The following is a 21,500-nucleotide window of genomic DNA, read 5'->3' as shown; positions in this document are numbered from 1 at the left end:
TAATTTTTAAAATAAAACTTTCTTTTATTTCAAAAATATTAAATGTCTTAATTTATCGGTAATTATAAATCTTCATTTTTACATTCGTAGTTATAACGATTGTTATTCCAAAAATTATACAACCTCATTTTTCTTTAAATACAATTAATTCTATTAAACATGATTGATTTACATATTTTCAAAAAACTTATATTATTTTGTTTGTTGATTTCCTGTTTATCATACGGGCAGGAAAATCAAACAAAAAATGTTATAATAATAAATAATGACAGGCTTTCTATGTGGCTTGCAGATATCAAAGTCAACGATAAAAGACTACATCCCGGATATCAAAACTGCATCGTACGTCAGTATACAAGTGATTCTATAAAAATAACAGTTCCTTATTTTCGTCTTTTCTTCTTTACGATAAAAAATAAGATTTTCCGATTTCCATTAAAAGACAAGAATAATTATTTTTTTTATACCCCGCTTAGCCTTATACACAAATTATCTGTTAAGCATGTAACAGGCGATGATCTAATTAAATTAAAAAATAAAAAATATGTAAAAAAGAAGATTAAAGAATTTAATCTTGAATAATATAACCCTGAAAAAAGAAAAAGCTTTTTGAAAAGTATATTTTTCAAAAAGCTTCTTCTTTTAATGAATTATGTAAAAGGCAACTAATAACTAACTCTTAGTCTTTGTTTTTTTCTTTCTTCCCCACCAAATATAAAAACCGGTGATTGGTAAACTTGCACATATTAAACTAGCAGTAAAATAGATGATTTTGGTAAACAAACCTCCAATCGCTCCAACGTGGAGACTATAATTAGAACGCATGAGCCATTTTGAAAACCGCTCGTCGCTAATATATTTGTGTGATTTTGGCAGTAATTCTAATGTTTTTGAATCAAAGTGCAGATCTCTCCAAACTCCATTATGCATATCTGTACAAGCATAAAAATCGTCTTTCGGTTCATCTGGAAAATGAATGATAACAGCTTCTTTGTTTTCTATTGCGATTTCTGTTCGCACCTTTTTCCAAATAAAATCGGCAGCAGCAAACTTATCTAATTGTTGTTTTGATGTGGAATCGTTTTTAACCGCTACAACCTGTTCTTTTTTATCCTTTTCATCTGCCCAGCCACCTGCTATCCAGTAGGTGCTTTCGCGTAACCAATGAAAACTCATAACAAGTCCTGTAAACGCAATAAGCATTGCCAGGATAATCGTGTAAAAGCCCATTACGTTATGTAAATCGTAATTCAAACGCTTAAAATTAGCTTTCCATTTTATTTTAAAACTACTGTTAATAGTCGTTTTATTCCATTTTTTTGGAAACCAAAGAATGAGTCCGCTAATGAGTAAAAAGAAGAATATAAAGGTAGCCCAAGCCGTAATTTGTGTTCCTATCTCATCATCCAACCAAAGATGACGATGCCCTTCATCGATAATATGAAAAAAATCTTCGTGATCTACAATTCCGGAAATTTTACCATTATACGGATTCACATAAATCAAAGAATCTGATTCGATATCTACTTTTACCGTTTTATCTAAACCATTGTACCAAACACCATGAATTTCTTTATTGGGTAATGCTTCTTTTACAGCCGCATAAATTTTAGAAGGTGGTAATAATTGTTCCGGACTTTGTGCTTCAACATGCAACCACGGCGATGTCAGACTTTTTATTTCTTGTTCAAAAACCAAAATGCAACCTGTAACCGCCATAATCACTACAATTATTCCGGAACCTATTCCTAACCACAAATGCAGCCAAGCGTTTATTCTTGAAAAGCGGGATTTTTGTTTTGTTTTTTTTAGTGTTTTAGTAGTAGACATTCCTGAATCCTTTATATTTCAACAAAAGTGAAATCATTAGTATTAAAAAAAAACCATATAATCAAAACCATTAAAGGCATTGATTATATGGTTAAGATATTATTTAAAAAACAAAAAATTATTTTGTAGCTGCAGGAGTTGTATGCGTTAATTTAGCAATTGCTGAAATATCAGTTCCACCTCCAGTTACTTTTGCACCAGCAGTAGCTGCACCAGTTTCAAGATTTATCTTGTAAATTCTAACTTCGTCGTTAGTTACAAAAGCTTTGTAAGCATTTCCAGCTTCATAGTACAAACTTCCAATACCAAAGTAATTATCACCTGCATGTCCAGGTAATCCTGTTACTGGAGTGATTTTTTTAGTTGGTAAATCTATAATAGCAGATTTAAAAGCAAAACTATAGTGACGTAAGAAGCCCCATTCTAAAGTATCATCTGCAGTTGGAATATAAACAATAAATGCTTTCTCTCCTCCGATTGGATAAGCAGCTAATACTTTACCTCCTAATGAACTTGCTTGAATATCAAAAAAGTAAGATGCATCAAAATCAGTTTGTCCTTTGTTAATTCTTAGGATTCCAGAATTAATTGTCGTAGATGGATTACTATATCCACCTGCTTTAGCATTTGAAGAAAATGTATAAACATTTCCTGACTCAGTACGAATAATACCTGTATTAGTGTAATACATACCAGCTGCTGTAGTACGTGGATCTGCAATTCTCTTAACAAAGTTTAATGATGGATAATCGTAAACTCTTACGTAAGCATTTGTTTGATCGATATCCCAGTTTTCACTAGCATCTCTGTTGAAAACAGTAACAAAAACTTTATCTCCAACAACAGTTACTCCCGTAGGAAAGTCAAAACGACCAGCGCTAGTTGCAAAATCATCAAATTTACGTCCTGTAATTAATTGTTTTACTGGATCATAAATAATTAGCTCACTACTTGATGTTGAACCTCCCCATGAAGCACCAATAATCAATAATTTATTATCGTCTGTTTCTCCATAAGCGAAAGGAGATTCTATTAAAACACGAGTTCCTGCAACTACTTGAGAAGCTGCATTTAAAGAGTAAGGAGCAGCTCCTTCAGCTTCACTATCCAATGCAAATAAAGTATTTGCAACAGGAATATATGAACCTCCTTGTTCAATACCTTTTCCATTCATATCAATCGTTCCAGTCATGATTTCATCTAATGAACTAAAACTCCATAAATAATTTTCGTTCCAGGTATCCGTTTGATATCCTAAAACATATTTACTTACAACCACTGGCTGAGGATCTGGAGTAACCACTTCAGGTTCAGCAGCATCATCACTACTACATGAAAATATTGTAACAGACATTAGCATAAGAGCTAATAGATTTTTAATTTTAATTGTTCTCATATTATTTAGATTTAGTTAATTATTCCCCAATACATTAGTGCGGTAAGAAGGAACAAAGTTTTTATAGATTTTTAATAATTACATAAAGAAATATCGAAGTTTTAAAGTAAAAGACCTTCCTGGCTTTTGAACATTAAAATAATCGTATAATTTAACGTTTGTTATATCGTAGCACTCAACTCCAATATTATAACGACCATCTTTTAGTGAATACGCTAACGAAGCTGAATAAAAAAGCTGTTCAGGAATTTCTTTTTTACCAGTTTCTCCAAGATTAGGACTTCTTAAATAATAGCTGCTTGAATAACTAGTTAAAAGATTAACTGTAAGGAAGTCATCATCATATTTAATTTTCTTGAAGTTAAATCCTAGATTAGCATTTCCGTATAAAATTGGAACGTTTGGTATTTGCTTGTTATACAAATAATTAATTTGATTTGTACCTGGTGAAGCCGTATTATCTTTATTTAATGTTTTTTGGTACGTTGCATTAACATCAAAAAACAACCATTCTTTATATCCATAATGAACCACTCCGTCAAATCCACTTACTTCAACATTCTTATAATTAATGGCTTTACTTTTTTGCGGATTGCTTTGATCTTGTCTCTGTTGTATAAAATCATCAGCTCTCCTATAAATATAATTACCTTCTATACCAAATGAATGAATCCCAAACATTTTCTTATACGAAAGTCCAACGTTAATATTGTCACTAGATTCAGGTTGAAGATTCGGATTTGGAGTTACTCTTATACCATCACCCAATAGTTCAAGAGCTGATGGCATTCTGTAAGCATGTTCAAAAGAACCTTTAGCTTGCAGCTCTTCAGGAATTATAAAATAAGCTGCAGCTGTACCATAACCAAAATTATTAAAAGATGGTTTTACAATCAATTCTGAAGTTGTACCTGGATCTGTTGTTACTTCACCTTTTAAATCAATCGTTTTTGCAAATGCAGTAAATGAAAATCTTTTTTCCAGTGCCGATAAATTGTATGCAAAACCAACTATATTTTTGTTTAAAAATGGTTTAGTCGGTCGGTCGGTAGTTATATATTCATTATCCTCTTTACGTTTGTAACCAACGTGTGTATAATTTAAAGCAAAATTATTATGCTCATTTAATTCATACTTAAGATTAGCATTACTTTGAAAAGATTTTACATCAAAAACCATTAGGGTTTTTACTGAATTAATCTCCCCTGAATTAAAATAATTCGGTACATCAGTTCTAGGACCTCTCCATGTAAATCTTCTTGATGAAGTATCTACTTTTCTTTCCTCTGCTATGTTATAAGATGCGGCCCATGTTGCTGTTAGCCCTTTGGTAAATAAATTTGATTTTTTATATTTTAAAGAAGCAACTACATTTTGGCTATCATCAAATGCATCACCAACTACTCTGTACATTGTTGGTCCTTGTTGTATCTCTTTTTTATTAGCACTTCCTGTAACCCCAACTAATAAATAATCAGCATACTTTTTGTCTTTTACTCCAACTTCTGCTATAACTGTTGCCTGCTTGTAAGCATCATGAAAATGTTTTAACTTTTCCGGTGGTCCAAAAACTCCAGAAATAGGATCTGGAATCGGTGCCTCCACTTCATAGTTGTTATCTGAATAATTCAGAAAAGCATTAAAATTGGTTACAAAATTATTTTTACTTGTAAAGCGAGTATTTATTGCAGCCTTGTGAGTATTAAAAGATCCAAAACTATAAGAAGCATCGATATATCGGTTAACATTCTTATTAGTTACGATGTTTACTGCTCCTCCTAAAGCATCTCCTCCTAATTCAATTGGAACAACACCTTTATATACATCGATTCGCTCTGCCATATTCGTTGGAATATTATTCAATGTAAAGGAAGGTCCATAATTATCTAATGGAATTCCGTCCATAAAGAATTTAACCTGATCACCTGAAAAACCATTTAATGAAAAATTAAAGGTCGATCCCATTCCTCCTGTTTCTCTAACACGGACTCCTGTTGTTCTGTTTAATACCTGATTTAGATCTGCAGATGTATTGTAAAGTTGTCTTAGATCAACTGCTGTGATATTAAAAGCCTCTTCTTTAACTCGCTGCACTTTTGATTTTCCTTTAACCTGAACTTCCTCTAAAGCGGCCATATCTTCTTCGATAGTAATTTTTGGTGCTTTTTGGTCTGCTTGAAGATTAATCTTGGTTTGTTTTGACTTGTAACCTACAAAACTTACTACTAAAGTATAATTTCCCGGTTCAGCGCTTATTTCATAAGCTCCATTTTCATCTGTCAAAGTTGAATAAGTAGTTCCTTTTAGAGCTACTGCAACCCCTGCGGCAGGCTGACCACTATCTGTTAAAACAATTCCAGTTAAGTTTACTTTGCTATTTTGCGAAAAACCCTGTAAGGATGTTAGCAAGATTACGAACAAGGTTATTATTCTTTTTAATTGCATTAGTCAAAAAATGTGTTGAGGATTAAATTTGGCACAAAATTAACTTGTAAAAACAGATTTTCCAAATTATATTTAATTATTCTAAATAAGGATTGTAATTAACCTAAAAACTGCCGAATTGTTAAAAAAAATTAAATTTCTTGTGATTAAATTAACTCAACATTAAAATAATATTAGATTCCTAAAGTAATTCGTTAAACAATGAAGCAATCATTTGTAAATAAATCGCTATAAAGCAAAAACAAAAAAGTCCCGCTTAACTGAATAAGCAGGACTTGTAAAATTGAAATTTTAAACCATTAAATTATCTTGAAAACGGTCTTTAATTCTTCTATTATAATTTTAATATCATCTTCTTTCGTACGCCAATTCACAAAAGACGCTCTGATACCTTTTTTGTTCTGATATACAGTTGGCGTCATAAACACGTTGCCTCTTTCATTGACTTGAGTTAAAAACTGCCCTACTTTTTCCTGATTGTAATCTCCTTTTAATGTAAAACAAACATTGTTTAAACGAATGGGAGCCAGTAACTCATAATTTCCATCTTCCAATAATGCATCCCCAAATTGTAACGCGAGAGAAACACTATTTTCTACGATATCCTGAAAACCTGTTTTTCCATAAGCGATCAAAGAAAACCAAACGGGTAATGCTCTTAAACGTCTTGAATTTTCAGGTAATACATTTAGATAATTAAAGTTTTCGAGTGCATTTCCTAAATAAGGTGCATTTGAATTTTGAAAAGTTTCTACTTGTAAATTTATGTGCTCTTTTTTTACCAAGAAAAAAGCACTTTCATACGGAACGTTTAGCCATTTATGACAATCGATCGTAATGCTGTCTGCTCCTTCCCAACCTACTGTAAGGTGTTTAAATTTATCCGACACTGCAGCAAATCCGCCAAAAGCAGCATCGATATGCCACCAAAATTTATATTTTTCTCTAAGTTTTGCTATAGCTATAAAATCATCAAAATCTGCTGTGTTTACGGTTCCTGCGCTTGAAATCAAGATAAAAGGTTTTCCGTTTAAGTTCTTAATCTCCTTCTCTAAATCGATTAGATCAATTGCTTCTCTGTTGCCTTCTACAGTTTTAATGGTGGTATAATTATTACTTCCAATGCCCAGCATCGCTAATGTTTTTACAGAAGAAGAGTGTGGTGTGGCGGTTAGAATATTAATAGTTTCTGATATACCGTTTTTAGCAAAATCTTTTCCTGATTGCGCGCCAAACCATTGTCTTGCCACTCCCAAACATGTAAAATTAGACATCGTTGCTCCTGTTACAAAACCTCCTGAGAATGTTGTGGGCAAGTCTAATAATTGCAGTAATAAATGTATTGTCTCAAATTCAATTAAAGCCGATGTCCCACCCTGACCTTTTAAAGCCTGAGGATTTTGATCGTAAACTGATGCCAGCCAATCACCAACAATGGAAGCGGGCGTTGAACCACCTGTTACAAATCCTAAATATCGTGGTCCGGGTGAAGCGACCATTAAAGGGGCTAATCGCTCTTTAAATTCTACTAATGTTGCTAACGATCCTAATCCTAAGCTATTTAAATTTCGATTTGGATCTATTGATTTGGTAGTAGACGTTGGTATTTTCTCTAAATTATTCAAAAACGCAATTCCTTGTTCTTTTGCCTGATTAAGTATGTTTTCAAAATCATTTAGATCTTGTTGAAGTACTGCATTCATATTGTTTTATTATTTGTTTTTAATCATAAATATGCTCCGTGACAATATTGTATTGCACGAATTTGCATTCCATTAAAAAGTTTGAATTAAAATACTATTCCCACTTGGTTTTTTCAGAAAACCGGGAGATCATCATTGCTGAAATAAGATCGCCATTTGCATTTAGCAATGTCGCAATTGGGTCAACAAGAGTTCCTAAGATCATTGCAACGGGTAAAGCCTGTTCCATTGGTAAACCGTAAACTGTGATGGCTAAAACTTCACCTATGTAGCCTCCATTCGGAATTCCGCCTTCTACGATCGACACAATTACCGTGATTCCTAATGCTAAAAGTATGGTTGAAGGCTCTGTAAAATCTTTTCCGAACATGGCAAAAAGCACTGTTATTTTTAGAATAGACGACATACTGGAACCATCTTTATGCAAAGGTGCTCCAAGCGGAATCACCACGTTTCGTACATGACTGGGAATTTGCATTTTTTCAGCTGCTTCAAGATTCGCCGGAATTGTGGCAATACTACTGCAGGTTCCAATCGCTGTTAAGGATGGTGTTATGTTGTTACCCCAAAATACTTTAAACGCTTTTTTTCCTCCTGCTATAAAAGCATACAAACTAAAAAATACAAAAAAGTAAAATACACATGCGCCGTAATAGATTCCTAATGGCTTGGCATAAGCTCCAAACAATTGCGGACCAAATACTCCAACCTGATATGCAAAATAGGCTCCCAAACCAATTGGAGCTAATTTCATGATCATCATCAAAAGGTTTTTCATGACTTCGTTTCCTGAATCCAGAAAATTTCTAAATCCACTTCCTTTTTCTCCTGATTGCAAACTTGCAAAACCAATTAAAAAGGAAAAAATGATTAAAGCCAACATGCTTTTTCGGCTTAATAATTCGAAGAAATCATTTACGGTAACCAACTTTGCAATTTGATCTCCAACACTTCCTGATTCAATAGTTTCTAATGGAAGTTTAGAAATAATAATACTTTGATGGATTGGAAATACATACACCGCGAAAATCATAACCAGTGCTGATATTAGAAGCGTACTTAAAAAAACGGCTAGCATTACAATAAAAAGTTTTCCTAACTTTTCTGTTCGCTCTAAATTGGCAATTGAGGATGCAATGGTGAAAAAAATCAGTGGAATGATGGCTGTAAAAAGCAAATTCAGAAAAATATCACCAAATGGTTTTATGACTTCAACACCTTTTCCAAAAACTAATCCCAGAATGCTGCCCAGCGTTATTCCGCCCAAAAGTAAAAGCACGCTACTATAACTTTTTAGAAAATTGATTTTTTTAACCTCCATAATTTTATTGTGTTACAAGTCAGTAATAAGTACGTGAAATAAAAATCAATTAAAGTAATTAAAAAAAGAGTGCAAAGAATAAAATGAAACTTTTTTCTTATTTTTCTAAAACTATTGTTGTAAACGCACGATCGACCAATTCTCCTGTTTTACTTTTTACTTTTTCTGTCAAAGTTTCCTTTCCAATGATTTTAAAGCTCGTTTGCGCAACTAATTTTTCTGCTTTTTCTGTACTGTAAAGATCAAATTCGAATTGGGTAAAAGGCAACTGTTTCATAAAACTTTCTTCTGCAAAGGTGATACAGAATATTCCTTTAATTTTTAGAACTCTGTAAATCTCCAATAAGAATGCTTCTGGATGCTGCCAAAAATAAATGGTGTTTACGGTAAAAATTCTATCGAAAAAAGCATCTTGAAACGGTATATTATTTCCGTCGTAAAAGGCAAAATGTGCTTGCCCTTCACTTTGAAATTTATGATTGATTTCCTGTGCTTCCTGAAACATTATTTCAGACATTTCCAGTCCGTAATATGTTGTATTTTCTTTTTGCTGCAAAAGATAGGCTACATGTCCTGCGTTTCCGTGACCTATTTCTAAAATAGTATTTCCGGAAACACTATTTAAGTGCTGAATAGAATGGCGGGTCATGTTGATGTTGGTTTCATTCATCATGTTTCCCATTTCTATTCCTTTTTCTCCAGTCGGTTTTTTTAACTGAGATGCTATTGCTTGTAATTCTTCTTGTTTCATAATACGTAAATTTATGAAAATTCTACGTTTTATTGTCCGAAACGATAAACGTTCAAATCATTAAAAAACACTGCTTGCAATCTGGCGAATATTCTCTGATTTTCCCATTGAATAATAATGCAACACAGGAACTCCGGCGGCTTTTAATTCTAAAGATTGCTGAATCGCCCACTCAATCCCTACTTGCTTGATCTGTGCATTGTTTTTACACTGATCAACGGCATGAATTAAATCCTCTGGCAAATCGATGCGGAAAATCTGCGGCAAAACTTGTAAATGTCTTTGAACAGCAATAGGTTTAATTCCTGGAATAATAGGAACTGTGATTCCCATTTCTCTTGCTTTCTCTACAAAAGTAAAATACTTAGCATTGTCAAAAAACATCTGTGTTACTACATAATCTGCTCCTGCATCTACTTTTTCTTTTAGTCTTTTTAGATCTGACTGCAACGAAGGAGATTCTAAATGCTTCTCCGGATATCCTGCAACACCAATACAAAAATTGGCTCTGTTATCGGCATCCATTACTTCGTGAAGGTATTTTCCCTGATTTAATAAGCTAATTTGTTTTACCAAATCAATAGCATAATCGTTTCCACCTGCTTTTGGCATAAAGTATTGTTCGTCTTTCATGGCATCACCACGCAAAGCCATAACGTTGTCAATTCCCAAATAATTACAATCTACTAAAAGGTATTCCGTCTCTTCTTTAGTAAATCCTCCGCAAAGTACATGTGGAACGGTATCTACATTATATTTATGCTTTATAGAAGCGCAAATTCCCAGTGTTCCTGGACGCATTCGCGTTAGTTTTTTATCCAAAAGTCCATTCCCTTTATCGATATAAATATATTCTTCTCGAGAAGTCGTTACATCAATAAATGGTGGTTGAAACTCCATTAACGGATCTATATTATCGTATAATTCCTGAATACTTTTGCCCTTCTGAGGCGGAATAATTTCAAACGAGAATAATGTTTTTCCTTTGGCATTTTCTATATGTTCTGTTACTTTCATAATCGGCCCCCTAGCCCCCAAAGGGGAAATTCCTGAAAGGGGTCATCAGGTTTGTGTTATTTAATTATGCCTTTCTATTTCCCCCTTCGGGGGTTGGGGCTAATCTGCAATATTAGGGTTCAGCCATTTCATGGCATAATCTGTTGGAACGTTGCGTCGCTTGGCGTAATCGACTACCTGATCTTCTTTTATTTTTCCTAGTCCAAAATATTTACTTTTTGGATTTCCGAAATAATAACCAGATACTGATGATGCCGGCCACATGGCCATGCTTTCAGTTAAGGTTACTCCAATTTCGTCGGCTACATTTAAGAGTTTCCATATTGTTGGTTTCTCTAAGTGATCGGGACATGCCGGATATCCTGGTGCCGGACGTATTCCTTTGTAATTTTCTTCGATTAAGTCTTCTGTCGAAAGTGATTCTTCTGCATCGTAACCCCAAAATTCCTGACGTACTTTTTCGTGTAAATATTCGGCGAAAGCTTCTGCAAAACGATCTGCCAGCGCTTTTACCATAATGGAGTTATAATCGTCTAAATCTTTTTCGAATTCAGCTGCCCATTCGTCTACTCCAAAACCGGTTGTTACACAAAATGCTCCTATGTAATCGGTAATTCCGGAATCTTTTGGCAGAATAAAATCAGACAAAGCGATGTTTGGTGCTCCTTTTGTTTTTTGCGATTGCTGACGAAGTGTTAAGAATTTCTCTAAAACTTTTCCGTCTGCATCACGCAATTCAATGTCATCATCATCAACCTGATTCGCAGGGAAAATGCCGTAAATTCCTTTTGCAGATAATTTTTTGTCTGCCAGAATTACTTTCAGCATTGCCTGAGCATCTGCAAAAACTGAAGTTGCTTCTTTACCCACAACCTCATCGGTTAAGATTGCCGGATATTTCCCGAACAATTCCCATGTTCTGAAAAATGGTGTCCAGTCAATATACGGAACCAAAACATCCAGTTCTACTTCAATGATTTGTTTTCCAATTACTTTTGGTTTCGTTGGTGTGTACTCCTCCCAATCCAATTGTAATTTGTTTTTTCTTGCTTGCTCAATCGTTAGGAAGTTTTTATCTCTGGATCGATTTAAAAACGTTTCTCTAAACGCATCATATTCTGCACGAATATCGCTGGCATATATTTTACGATTGTGATCTAATAGATTCCCGGCAACAGTAACGGCTCTCGAAGCATCGTTTACGTGAATTACGGTTTCTCTATATTGTGGTGCAATTTTCACGGCTGTATGTGCACGCGATGTGGTTGCTCCACCAATCATAATCGGGATTTTAACTCCTTGTTTGTCTAATTCTTTTGCCAGATACACCATTTCATCAAGTGAAGGCGTAATCAATCCGCTTAGCCCAATAATATCTACATTATGTTCGATGGCTGCAGCAATAATTTTTTCCGGAGGCACCATAACACCAAGATCTACAATCTCGTAATTGTTACATGCCAAAACTACTGAAACAATATTTTTTCCAATATCGTGAACGTCTCCTTTCACAGTAGCAATTAGTATCTTTCCAGCCCCCCCCGCCCCCGAAGGGGGAGCCTCTAATGCATCTTTAATTGTAGCTAAGACTTTCTCTAATCCTGTTAAAATTTCTTTATTTGTAAATCTTAAAACTTGAAAACCTTCATTATTTAGCCAAGCAGTTCTTTCTAAATCACTTGCTATATTTTCTGGTAATTGATGAATTAATCCATCAACTTCAATTATAATGCGTTCTTTTAAACATACAAAATCGGCGATATAATCCCCAATAATATGCTGTCTTCTAAACTTATATCCTTCCAATTGTTTACCTCTCAATTGTTCCCACAGAATACTTTCCGTTTCAGTAGGTTTATTTCTCATTTCAAGAGAAAATTGTTTCAGTAATCCATAATTAATTGGATTTGCCGTTTCCCAATGTTGTGAGGTTTTCACTCCCCCTTCGGGGGCTGGGGGGCGTTTTTGCGCATCTATAAATGGCAACAAATACGCCACTGCTTTTTTCATTACACGTGCTGATTTTACTACCTGTGGCAGGAACATTTTTCCAGTTCCGAATAAATCTCCTACGACATTCATTCCCGTCATCAAATTGATTTCGATAACTTCGATTGGTTTAGTTGCTGCTAATCGGGCTTCTTCAACATCTTCTTCAATAAAAGCATCTACTCCTTTTACTAGTGAATGTGTGATACGTTCCTGAACGGTTCCTAAACGCCATTCCTGAATTGCTTTTTCATCTGATTTTACTTCGCCTTTTACGTTCTCAGCAAAATCCAAAAGTCGTTCTGTAGCATCGTCACGTCTGTCCAGAATTACGTCTTCTACGTGTTCTAACAGGTCTTTTGGAATATCATCGTAAATCGAAAGCATTTCCGGATTTACGATTCCCATTGTCATTCCGTTCTTGATCGCGTGGTATAAAAATACAGAGTGCATCGCTTCACGAACGGTATCATTTCCTCTAAAGGAGAAGGATACGTTACTTACTCCACCACTAATATGTGCGTGTGGCAAATTATCGCGAACCCATTTTGTACCTCTGAAAAAGTCAAGCGCATTTAAGCGGTGCTCTTCCATTCCGGTAGCAACTGGGAAAATATTTAAATCGAAAATAATATCCTGCGGAGGAAAACCTACCTTATTGACTAAGATATCATACGAACGCTGACAAATTTCGACTCTTCGCTCAAAATTATCGGCCTGACCTACTTCGTCAAAAGCCATAATGATGGCTGCCGCTCCGTAACGTTTAATTAATTTGGCGTGGTGAACAAAGGCTTCTTCTCCTTCTTTTAACGAAATCGAGTTTACAACACTTTTTCCTTGTACTACTTTCAGACCTGCTTCAATGATTTCCCATTTCGAACTGTCGATCATAATAGGTACTCTCGAAATATCAGGTTCTGATGCAATTAAGTTCAAAAACTTTGTCATTGCCTGAACTCCATCAAGCATTCCTTCATCCATATTAATATCGATGATCTGTGCTCCTCCTTCTACCTGCTGTCTTGCAATATCAAGCGCCTCGTCATATTTCTCTTCCTTGATTAAGCGAAGGAATTTTCTGGAACCAGTTACATTCGTACGTTCTCCAATGTTTACAAATACACTGGTGGGCGTAATAATCAACGGTTCTAATCCTGCTAATACAAGGTCTCTTCTGTTTTCTGCCATTTCTTTTTAAGTTACTGAGTTCCTAAGTGGTTTAGGTTCTAAGTTTTTTTATTCTTTGTCTTATTTTCTACAAGGTGCTTAAAACCTTGCTGGTATGTATTTTCTACTATTCTTATTTTGGGCGTGTCCCAAGGGCCGGGCTATCCGCTATTAGTCCTCGCCCTTCCTTCGTCAGGCTGTGGGCTAGCCGCTTCTATCCCTCACGCAAACTCAGTTTCAAAACAAACGTATATTTTTCCGAGGTTTTTATTGTCTTTTTCTTTGCGGGCACGAGCTGGAAGCTCGCGCTAGCGGAAAACACATTTATTCTCTGCTCTCAACCTGCAAGGTTTTCGAAACCTTGTAGGTTTACTTTTTTATTCGTCGTCCAAATTTATACCTACAAGGTTTCGAAAACCTTGCAGGAAATGTAAACACTACGCAAATACCGGAGCAACTCTTGGCTTATAATCCTTTGCCACTTCAGCAATTAATCTGATGTGATCCGGAGTTGTTCCGCAACAACCTCCAATAATGTTGATTAAATTATCATCTAAATATTCTTTGATGAATGCCTGAGTTTGTTCTGGTGTTTCATCATATTGTCCGAATGCGTTTGGTAATCCTGCATTTGGATGTGCTGAAACATTAAAACTAGTATGCTGTGCTAATGTTTTCAAATATGGTTTTAGCAAATCAGCTCCTAATGCACAATTGAATCCTACGCTTAATAACGGAATGTGTGATACTGAGATCAGGAATGCTTCTACGGTTTGTCCGGAAAGTGTTCTTCCTGAGGCATCTGTAATCGTTCCTGAAACCATTATCGGAATATCGATATTACGTTCGTCTTTTACTTCTTCGATGGCAAAAAGTGCTGCTTTAGCATTTAAGGTGTCGAAGATTGTTTCTACCAATAATAAATCACAACCTCCATCCATCAAAGCTTCTACTTGTTCTTTGTAGGCAATACGCAAATCATCGAATGTTACGGCTCTGTAACCGGGATCGTTTACATCTGGCGACATGCTCGCTGTACGGTTTGTTGGTCCTATTGAACCTGCAACAAAACGTGGTTTTTCAGGATTTTTAGCTGTATACTCATCTGCTACTTCACGGGCAATTTTAGCCGATTCGTAATTTAACTCGTAAACCAACTCTTCCAGGAAATAATCGGCCATACCAATTGTTGTTCCTGAAAAAGTATTGGTTTCTACGATGTCTGCACCCGCTTCATAATAAGCGGCGTGAACATCGCGAATGGCTTGTGGTTGTGTTATGGATAGTAAATCGTTGTTTCCTTTTAGGGGATGTGGGAAATCTTTGAAACGCTCTCCACGAAAATCTTCTTCGGAGAAATTATAGCGCTGCAACATGGTTCCCATTGCTCCGTCAAGGATTAGGATATTTTTTTTTATTGCTTCCTGAATTGTTATTGACATATCTTTTATGTTTTAGCTACTAAGACACTGAGGTTCTGAGTTGCTAAGTTTTTATTCTATTATTGAAACATACCTAACAGGTTTTGGAAACCTGTTAGGATACGCGTTTTTGATTCACATTAATTTCAAAAATTCTATAATTAAAACATACCTAACAAGTTTTGGAAACCTGCTAGGATACGTGTTTTGATTCATATTAATTCTAAAAATTCACTATTGATGGCTAACTAGCCCCGATGGAGCCGATATCCTCGTAATGAAATGGAGAGATAAAGGCGAAAGCGGGAACGATTGATGGCAAAAATGCGTCAATGATTCGCTCATGATACCAAAGTGAATTCGGTAAAATTATATTGTATGTTGTCAGGAAGTGTTTTGGGAAATACTTTTATGTATTTGTGTTATCTATCTTAAATACTGTGAATTAGTATTAAGTAGAATGTAGCACCTTCTTTATGATAAAGGGTTGCTAAGGTTTCATTGGGTCTTTCCCTCCGCCTTTCGTGATAACTTTCAGTAATTTTAAGAACAGTGCAAAGTAAAGACATAAGCTGAACAATTGCAAGTTTTTTTTAAAGATAGTAAGGGACTAAGAAACTGAGGTTCTAAGTTTTCTTTTTAAGGGGCTAAGATGCTGAGATTCTCAGGTTCTAAGTTTAGAATTTACCTAGATTTTTAGCCTTATATTTCAAGAATATTTTCATCACTTCTTCATGATCAGTGAATTGATTATTTTTTGCTTGCTCAATTCCTATTTCTATTTCTTTTAACTCTTCTTCTGATAAAGTATTGAACCAATCTTTTTGATCTAAAATAGGGCTACTATTATCTTTTTCTAAATCCATAAATGCTAAAAATTAATAAAGTAAAAATTATAATAAAAAAGCCCAAACTATTACAAGTTTGAGCTTTATATAGTAAATGTCTTAGCTGCTTAGCAACTCAGTACCTTAGTAGCTTCCTTAAACAATCGCTTTAACAACTGCTTTAGGAGCTTCTTTACGAGTTCCGTCGAAACCGTCTACTCCGGAAACCGTTGTATATTTTAATACATACTTTTTACCCGGATTGATGATTGCATATGCTGCCTGACACATTAAAGTTGCTTCGTGGAATCCACAAAGGATTAACTTTAATTTTCCAGGATAGGTGTTAACGTCTCCAATTGCGAAGATTCCAGGAATGTTTGTCTGATAATCTAAAGCATTGTTTACTTTGATCGCATTTTTTTCGATTTCTAAGCCCCAATCTGCAATTGGTCCTAATTTTGGCGTTAATCCAAAAAGTGGAATAAAGTAATCTGTTTCGATTTTACGGTGTGCTCCGTTTTCTTCGATATCTAATGATTCAACGTGTTCTGCACCATTGATTCCAATTACTTCTGCTGGTGTAATTAATTTAATTTTTCCTGCAGTTTTTAATTCCTGTACTTTTTCAACAGAGTCTAAAGCACCTCTAAATTCATTTCTACGGTGAATTAAGGTTACTTCTGATGCTATATTGGCTAAGAAAATACTCCAGTCTAATGCTGAATCTCCTCCTCCTGCAATAACAACTCTTTTGTCTCTGAATTTTTCAGGATTTTTGATGAAGTATTTTACTCCTTTGTCTTCATAAAACTCGATATCTTCGATAAGTGGTTTACGTGGCTCAAAACTTCCTAAACCTCCTGCAATGGCAATAACCGGTGCATGAAATTTAGTTCCTTTATTAGACGTTACGATAAAGGACCCGTCTTCTTGTTTTTCGATTGTTTCTGCACGCTCGCCTAAAGTAAAACCTGGTTCGAATTGTTTGATTTGCTCTTGCAATCCATCAATTAAATCTCCTGCTAATACTTCCGGAAATCCAGGAATATCATAAATAGGCTTTTTAGGATACAATTCTGAAAGTTGTCCTCCTGCTTGTGGCAATGCATCTAGAATATGACATTTTAATTTTAGTAATCCTGCCTCGAAAACGGCAAATAAACCTGTTGGCCCTGCTCCAATTATAAGTATATCTGTTTTAATCATTATGTTGTTGTTTATAATCATTCTTAATAATACAAAGAAACGAATAAATTATTCTTCTGACAATGATTTTTATCATTGATTTTCTTTGCGCTTTTTTTCATCGGGTTAAAACCCGACGCTACAAAAATTTGTCGTTCCTCTTTTCTCATCAGGTTAAAACCCAATGCTACAAAATTTGCCGTTCCTCCTTTTCTCATCGGGTTAAAACCCGATGCTACAAAATTTGCCGTTCCTCCGGAACTCTTACTATTCTTTATTTTTCAATGAAGCTGTAATTTCATTCCTCTTTTCTCATCGGGTTAAAACCCGATATTACAAAATTTGTCGTTCCTCCGGAACTCTTACTATTCTTTATTTTTCAATGAAGCCGTAATCTCATTCATCCTCTTAACCTTTTCTTCAAAATCGCCTTTTAAAGTTTTTCGGTATTCGTTGAGATTCTCTACCATTTGATTGATATCTTCCGGAATAATTTCTTCAAAAAACTCCCGCAGTCTTTTTGCGGTTGTTGGTGATTTTCCGTTGGTTGAAATGGCAATTTTCACATTCCCTTTTGTTACAATACCTCCTAAATAATAGTCACATAAATCGGGGGTATCGGCTATATTACAAATCAAATAGCGCTTTCTGGATAAATCATATACTCTTTTATTGACTTTTAAATCATCTGTACAGGCAATTACCATGTGGCGCTTTTTGAGCATTTTTTTCTTAAACTTCTTTTCTGTTAGTTTTACAGAAGGGTGATTTTCTGCCAGGACCTTAATCTCTAAATGAAAATCTGGTGCTACGACCTCAACATTGGCGTTTGGACTGGATTTTAATAAAAAAGAAAGCTTTTCTAACCCCACATTTCCTCCGCCTACAATTAAAACATTTAGCTTGTGAAGCTTTAAGAATACTGGATATAATTCGTTTTGTTCCATTTTAATTTATTTTCATCCAATCAAAATTAGATGATTTTTTATTTCATTGTGCTGAAATCTTTGAAATCTCATCGGGTTGAAACCCGATGCTACAATATTAATCGTTCCTACGGAACTTTATCTTGCGATTTCTTTTGATAAAAATTCTTCGTAAAATCCTTTTAATTTTATCGGGTTGAAACCCGACGCTACAATATCAATCGTTCCTACGGAACTTTATCTTGCAATTTCTTTTGATAAAAACTCTTCGTAAAATCCTTTTAATTTCATCGGGTTGAAACCCGACGCTACAATATCAATCGTTCCTACGGAACTTTATCTAACAATTTCTTTTGATAAAAACTCTTCGTAAAATCCTTTTAATTTCATCGGGTTAAAACCCGACGCTACAATATCAACCGTTGCTACGGAACTTTATCTTGCAATTTCTTTTGATAAAAATTCTTCGTAAAATCCTTTTAATTTCATCGGGTTAAAACCCGACGCTACAATATCAACCGTTCCTACGGAACTTTATCTTGCAATTTCTTTTGATAAAAACTCTTCGTAAAATCCTTTTAATTTATTGCTTTCGCGAACAACGTCTCCTAAAACAATAATGGCGGGTGAACTTAATTGTTGCTCTTTTGCAATGGCTACAATCGAATCTACTGTTCCAATTCCGACTTTTTCTTCGGCTGTTGTTCCGTTTTGTATGATGGCTACAGGTAAATTACCTTTGTTCTCTTTTTGAAACAACTCTATTATTTGGGACAATTTGTGCATGCCCATTAAAATAACAACTGTTGCAGATGATTGTGCTGCCAAGGCTACATCTGACGATAATTTTCTATCGGATGTTGTTCCTGTAATTGCCCAAAAGCTTTCTGAAACGCCTCTTTTTGTAATCGATATTCCCAAACTCGCCGGCACAGCAACTACCGAAGAAATTCCCGGTACTACTATTGTTGGAATTCCAAAGCTTTCTACAAATTCTATTTCTTCGCTTCCACGTCCGAAAATAAAAGGATCTCCGCCTTTTAACCTCACTACATTTCCGTAAGTCAGTGCATTGTCTACAATTAGTTGATTGATCTGATCTTGCGTATAGGCATGATTTCCTATTTTCTTGCCAACAAATATTCTGATAGCATTTTTAGGAGCGTGGGCTAATATTTCATCATTTGCCAGTGCATCGTACAAAACCACATTCGCCTCAGCAAGTGCTTTTACGCCTTTGAGCGTAAGCAAATCCGGATCTCCGGGACCCGCACCTACTAAAGTTACTTTTGGTTTGATATTAAGCATTGGCTAATTCTTGGGCTCTATATTTTTCTATTACTTCAAAAAATGCTATTCCTTCTTGAATGTATTGTTTTGCAAACGCTTCTGAAGGTTCATTTTGATTGATTTGATATACTAATTCTCTGAATGTTTTTAGCAATTCAATTTTTCCTTTTTCAACAAAAACAGTGTCAAATAAATCAACAATTCCTGCGTGATTATTTGTTTTTTCGTTTTCAGAAAGCAATAATGCTTTGGCTCCGTTTACAAATCCTGCATAGGCATGATAAATGGCATCTGACCATTTGCTTTCGTCGAATGATTCTTGTGCAAAGGTTAATTTGTCTTTGGCTTCTAATAATAAAGTCGCTACTAAATCTATTACAACGCCCGCACACTCTCCAACTCCAACTGCTTTTACGTAGTTGTCTGCATTTCCCCAGTCTACGAAATCAGCTTCTGTTAAATTGGTTACGTCTGAGAAAGGTTTTAAGATTTCATAAAAATATTTCTCTCCTTTTTCATCATAATAATTCAGGAATTTTTGTCCGTTTGCGTTGGCATCAAAATCATTCAAAATGGTACGTAAAGCATCTGGTCCTCTACGACTTGGAATTTTGATTACTTTATCTGCAAAGCGTCCTGATCCGTTTCCTAATTTTCCTCCACCTAACAAAACCTGAAGCGCTGGCGCTACTAGTTTGCCTGAGTTGATAGACATTCCCTGAAATCCAATTGCTGACATATTGTGCTGTCCGCAGGCATTCATACAACCACTAATTTTGATTTCGATTTCGTGGTTATTCAGGTATTGTGGATATTCTGCATTTAAAACTTTTTCCAATTCTTCTGCAATTCCGGTGCTGCTTGCAATTCCTAAGTTACATGTATCTGTACCCGGACATGCTGTAATATCTGCTGTAGAATTATAGCCTAAATCTACAAATCCTAATTTGGCTAGTTCCTGATAAAAGAAGGGAAGATTCTCTTCTTTTACATGTCGAATTACAATATTTTGACGCAATGAAAAACGTAATTCATTTGCTGCATAATTTTTTATTAAATCGGCTAAAAGTCTTGCTTTATCGGTATAAAAGTCACCTAATAAAACTTTGATTCCTATTGCGTAATAACCTGCTTGTTTTTGAGCGATTACATTCGATTTTTTCCATGCTTCATAAGCTGCTGCATCCTCAATTTCAACAGATGGAACAGCTAATAAAGGTTCTGGAATTGGTGTTTCAAAAGCGGTCGTATCTATTTCGTAACTTTCAAAAGCGATTGCTTTTTTCTCTTTTTCAACTAAATCTAAGAAAGCATCTTTTCCTATTTCTTTGATTAAGAATTTTAAACGTGCTTTCATTCTTTTGGCACGTTCTCCGTATCTGTCGAAAATACGAATTACTCCTTCTGCTGTTGGAATGATTTGATTGGCAGGTACAAATTCTGTCAACAATTCGGCATGCGCAGGCTGAGATCCTAAACCTCCACCAAGCATAATTTTGAAACCTCGAACACCATCAACGATTTTAGGAATAAATCCTAAATCATGCAGGTAACTCAAAGCGGTATCTTCGTCTGATGATGAGAACGAAATTTTGAATTTACGTCCCATTTCCTGACAAATAGGGTTTCTCAACAAGTATTGGAATAAAGCATGTGCATAAGGCGAAACATCAAATGGTTCGTTTACATCTACACCGGCTAATTCACTCGCTGTTATATTACGAACTGTGTTTCCACAAGCTTCTCGCAAGGTAACATCGTCTTTAGCTAAATTTGCCCAAAGTTCCGGAGTTCTGTCTAAACTTACGTAGTGAATCTGAATGTCCTGACGTGTTGTAATATGCAAACGTCCTGTAGAATATTCATCAGAAACTTTGGTAATACGCACCAATTGTTCGCTTGTTACCTTACCAAATGGCAATTTAATACGAATCATTTGAACGCCTTCCTGACGTTGTCCGTAAATTCCACGCGCTAAACGCAGACTACGAAAACGCTCGTCATCAATTTTTCCTCCACGGAATAAATGAATCTTTTTTTCAAGATCGATAATTTCTTTCTGAACGATCGGATTTTCTATTTCTGTTCTAAAACTTTCCATTTGTTTCTTAATGCTGTAGGCTCTAGGCAATAAGCTGTAAGCTTTCTTGCGTACCTTGTTATACATTTTTAGCTAAAAGCAGATTTATCTAGTTTTTGCTGTAGGCTCTAGGCTGTACGCTTTAA

Annotated in this window: 15 protein-coding genes and 1 riboswitch; of the genes, 1 reads left to right on the top strand and 14 read right to left on the bottom strand. The window is 35.2% G+C overall.

Annotated features, from left to right (window positions below):
- The first annotated feature begins 159 nt into the window (after positions 1-159).
- Entirely contained in the window at positions 160-582 is a 423-nt protein-coding gene (locus B0A66_RS09250; protein WP_089049558.1) for a hypothetical protein, read from the top strand.
- Positions 583-672: 90 nt separating this feature from the next.
- Here B0A66_RS09250 and B0A66_RS09245 read toward each other — a convergent pair whose 3' ends face one another.
- The 14 genes from B0A66_RS09245 to B0A66_RS09180 all read right to left on the bottom strand — a co-directional run bounded on the left by B0A66_RS09245 (position 673) and on the right by B0A66_RS09180 (position 21,375).
- Positions 673-1,830 carry a PepSY-associated TM helix domain-containing protein gene (locus tag B0A66_RS09245; protein ID WP_089049557.1) on the bottom strand — a complete coding sequence of 386 codons (1,158 nt, stop codon included), beginning with the start codon at positions 1,828-1,830 and terminating at the stop codon, positions 673-675.
- 118 nt (positions 1,831-1,948) lie between these two features.
- Positions 1,949-3,226 carry a DUF4374 domain-containing protein gene (locus B0A66_RS09240; RefSeq protein ID WP_089049556.1) on the bottom strand — a complete coding sequence of 426 codons (1,278 nt, stop codon included), beginning with the start codon at positions 3,224-3,226 and terminating at the stop codon, positions 1,949-1,951.
- A gap of 78 nt (positions 3,227-3,304) precedes the next feature.
- Entirely contained in the window at positions 3,305-5,635 is a 2,331-nt protein-coding gene (locus B0A66_RS09235; RefSeq protein ID WP_244283420.1) for a TonB-dependent receptor, read from the bottom strand.
- 335 nt (positions 5,636-5,970) lie between these two features.
- Positions 5,971-7,374, bottom strand: coding sequence for a pyridoxal phosphate-dependent decarboxylase family protein (locus B0A66_RS09230; protein ID WP_089049554.1), 1,404 nt, complete (start codon positions 7,372-7,374; stop codon positions 5,971-5,973).
- A 94-nt stretch (positions 7,375-7,468) separates the two neighbouring features.
- Positions 7,469-8,695 carry a dicarboxylate/amino acid:cation symporter gene (locus B0A66_RS09225; protein ID WP_089049553.1) on the bottom strand — a complete coding sequence of 409 codons (1,227 nt, stop codon included), beginning with the start codon at positions 8,693-8,695 and terminating at the stop codon, positions 7,469-7,471.
- A gap of 97 nt (positions 8,696-8,792) precedes the next feature.
- Positions 8,793-9,446, bottom strand: coding sequence for a class I SAM-dependent methyltransferase (locus B0A66_RS09220; RefSeq protein ID WP_089049552.1), 654 nt, complete (start codon positions 9,444-9,446; stop codon positions 8,793-8,795).
- A 60-nt stretch (positions 9,447-9,506) separates the two neighbouring features.
- Positions 9,507-10,463, bottom strand: coding sequence for a methylenetetrahydrofolate reductase [NAD(P)H] (gene metF / locus B0A66_RS09215; protein WP_089049551.1), 957 nt, complete (start codon positions 10,461-10,463; stop codon positions 9,507-9,509).
- 99 nt (positions 10,464-10,562) lie between these two features.
- Positions 10,563-13,643 carry a vitamin B12 dependent-methionine synthase activation domain-containing protein gene (locus B0A66_RS09210; RefSeq protein WP_089049550.1) on the bottom strand — a complete coding sequence of 1,027 codons (3,081 nt, stop codon included), beginning with the start codon at positions 13,641-13,643 and terminating at the stop codon, positions 10,563-10,565.
- Between the two features lie 416 nt (positions 13,644-14,059).
- Positions 14,060-15,064, bottom strand: a complete 1,005-nt coding sequence (locus tag B0A66_RS09205; protein WP_089049549.1) for a homocysteine S-methyltransferase family protein — start codon at positions 15,062-15,064, stop codon at positions 14,060-14,062.
- Between the two features lie 398 nt (positions 15,065-15,462).
- A riboswitch (SAM riboswitch) is annotated at positions 15,463-15,577 on the bottom strand.
- Positions 15,578-15,720: 143 nt separating this feature from the next.
- The gene (locus B0A66_RS09200) at positions 15,721-15,909 is read right to left on the bottom strand and encodes a hypothetical protein (RefSeq protein ID WP_089049548.1); all 189 of its coding nucleotides are present in this window, start codon (positions 15,907-15,909) and stop codon (positions 15,721-15,723) included.
- 117 nt (positions 15,910-16,026) lie between these two features.
- The gene (locus tag B0A66_RS09195; RefSeq protein WP_089049577.1) at positions 16,027-17,079 is read right to left on the bottom strand and encodes an NAD(P)/FAD-dependent oxidoreductase; all 1,053 of its coding nucleotides are present in this window, start codon (positions 17,077-17,079) and stop codon (positions 16,027-16,029) included.
- A gap of 344 nt (positions 17,080-17,423) precedes the next feature.
- Positions 17,424-18,005 carry a precorrin-2 dehydrogenase/sirohydrochlorin ferrochelatase family protein gene (locus B0A66_RS09190; protein WP_089049547.1) on the bottom strand — a complete coding sequence of 194 codons (582 nt, stop codon included), beginning with the start codon at positions 18,003-18,005 and terminating at the stop codon, positions 17,424-17,426.
- Between the two features lie 513 nt (positions 18,006-18,518).
- Positions 18,519-19,292 carry a uroporphyrinogen-III C-methyltransferase gene (gene cobA / locus B0A66_RS09185; RefSeq protein ID WP_089049546.1) on the bottom strand — a complete coding sequence of 258 codons (774 nt, stop codon included), beginning with the start codon at positions 19,290-19,292 and terminating at the stop codon, positions 18,519-18,521.
- Positions 19,285-21,375, bottom strand: a complete 2,091-nt coding sequence (locus B0A66_RS09180; RefSeq protein ID WP_089049576.1) for a HEPN domain-containing protein — start codon at positions 21,373-21,375, stop codon at positions 19,285-19,287. Before B0A66_RS09180 ends, cobA begins: the two co-directional genes overlap by 8 nt.
- Positions 21,376-21,500 lie beyond the last annotated feature (125 nt).

This window comes from Flavobacterium hercynium (assembly GCF_002217285.1).
GTDB lineage: Bacteria > Bacteroidota > Bacteroidia > Flavobacteriales > Flavobacteriaceae > Flavobacterium > Flavobacterium hercynium.
Note: the sequence above shows the minus strand (reverse complement) of the source record. Positions and strands in the feature narration are given on the sequence as shown.

Excerpts from the sequence above, each read along its gene's own strand:
- B0A66_RS09250 (WP_089049558.1), top strand. The coding sequence starts at position 160 with ATGATTGATTTACATATTTTCAAAAAACTTATATTATTTTGTTTGTTG.
- metF (WP_089049551.1), bottom strand. The coding sequence starts at position 10,463 with ATGAAAGTAACAGAACATATAGAAAATGCCAAAGGAAAAACATTATTC.
- B0A66_RS09190 (WP_089049547.1), bottom strand. The coding sequence starts at position 18,005 with ATGGAACAAAACGAATTATATCCAGTATTCTTAAAGCTTCACAAGCTA.
- B0A66_RS09210 (WP_089049550.1), bottom strand. The coding sequence starts at position 13,643 with ATGGCAGAAAACAGAAGAGACCTTGTATTAGCAGGATTAGAACCGTTG.
- B0A66_RS09220 (WP_089049552.1), bottom strand. The coding sequence starts at position 9,446 with ATGAAACAAGAAGAATTACAAGCAATAGCATCTCAGTTAAAAAAACCG.
- B0A66_RS09245 (WP_089049557.1), bottom strand. The coding sequence starts at position 1,830 with ATGTCTACTACTAAAACACTAAAAAAAACAAAACAAAAATCCCGCTTT.
- B0A66_RS09240 (WP_089049556.1), bottom strand. The coding sequence starts at position 3,226 with ATGAGAACAATTAAAATTAAAAATCTATTAGCTCTTATGCTAATGTCT.
- B0A66_RS09180 (WP_089049576.1), bottom strand. The coding sequence starts at position 21,375 with ATGGAAAGTTTTAGAACAGAAATAGAAAATCCGATCGTTCAGAAAGAA.
- B0A66_RS09200 (WP_089049548.1), bottom strand. The coding sequence starts at position 15,909 with ATGGATTTAGAAAAAGATAATAGTAGCCCTATTTTAGATCAAAAAGAT.
- B0A66_RS09195 (WP_089049577.1), bottom strand. The coding sequence starts at position 17,079 with ATGATTAAAACAGATATACTTATAATTGGAGCAGGGCCAACAGGTTTA.
- cobA (WP_089049546.1), bottom strand. The coding sequence starts at position 19,292 with ATGCTTAATATCAAACCAAAAGTAACTTTAGTAGGTGCGGGTCCCGGA.
- B0A66_RS09225 (WP_089049553.1), bottom strand. The coding sequence starts at position 8,695 with ATGGAGGTTAAAAAAATCAATTTTCTAAAAAGTTATAGTAGCGTGCTT.
- B0A66_RS09205 (WP_089049549.1), bottom strand. The coding sequence starts at position 15,064 with ATGTCAATAACAATTCAGGAAGCAATAAAAAAAAATATCCTAATCCTT.
- B0A66_RS09230 (WP_089049554.1), bottom strand. The coding sequence starts at position 7,374 with ATGAATGCAGTACTTCAACAAGATCTAAATGATTTTGAAAACATACTT.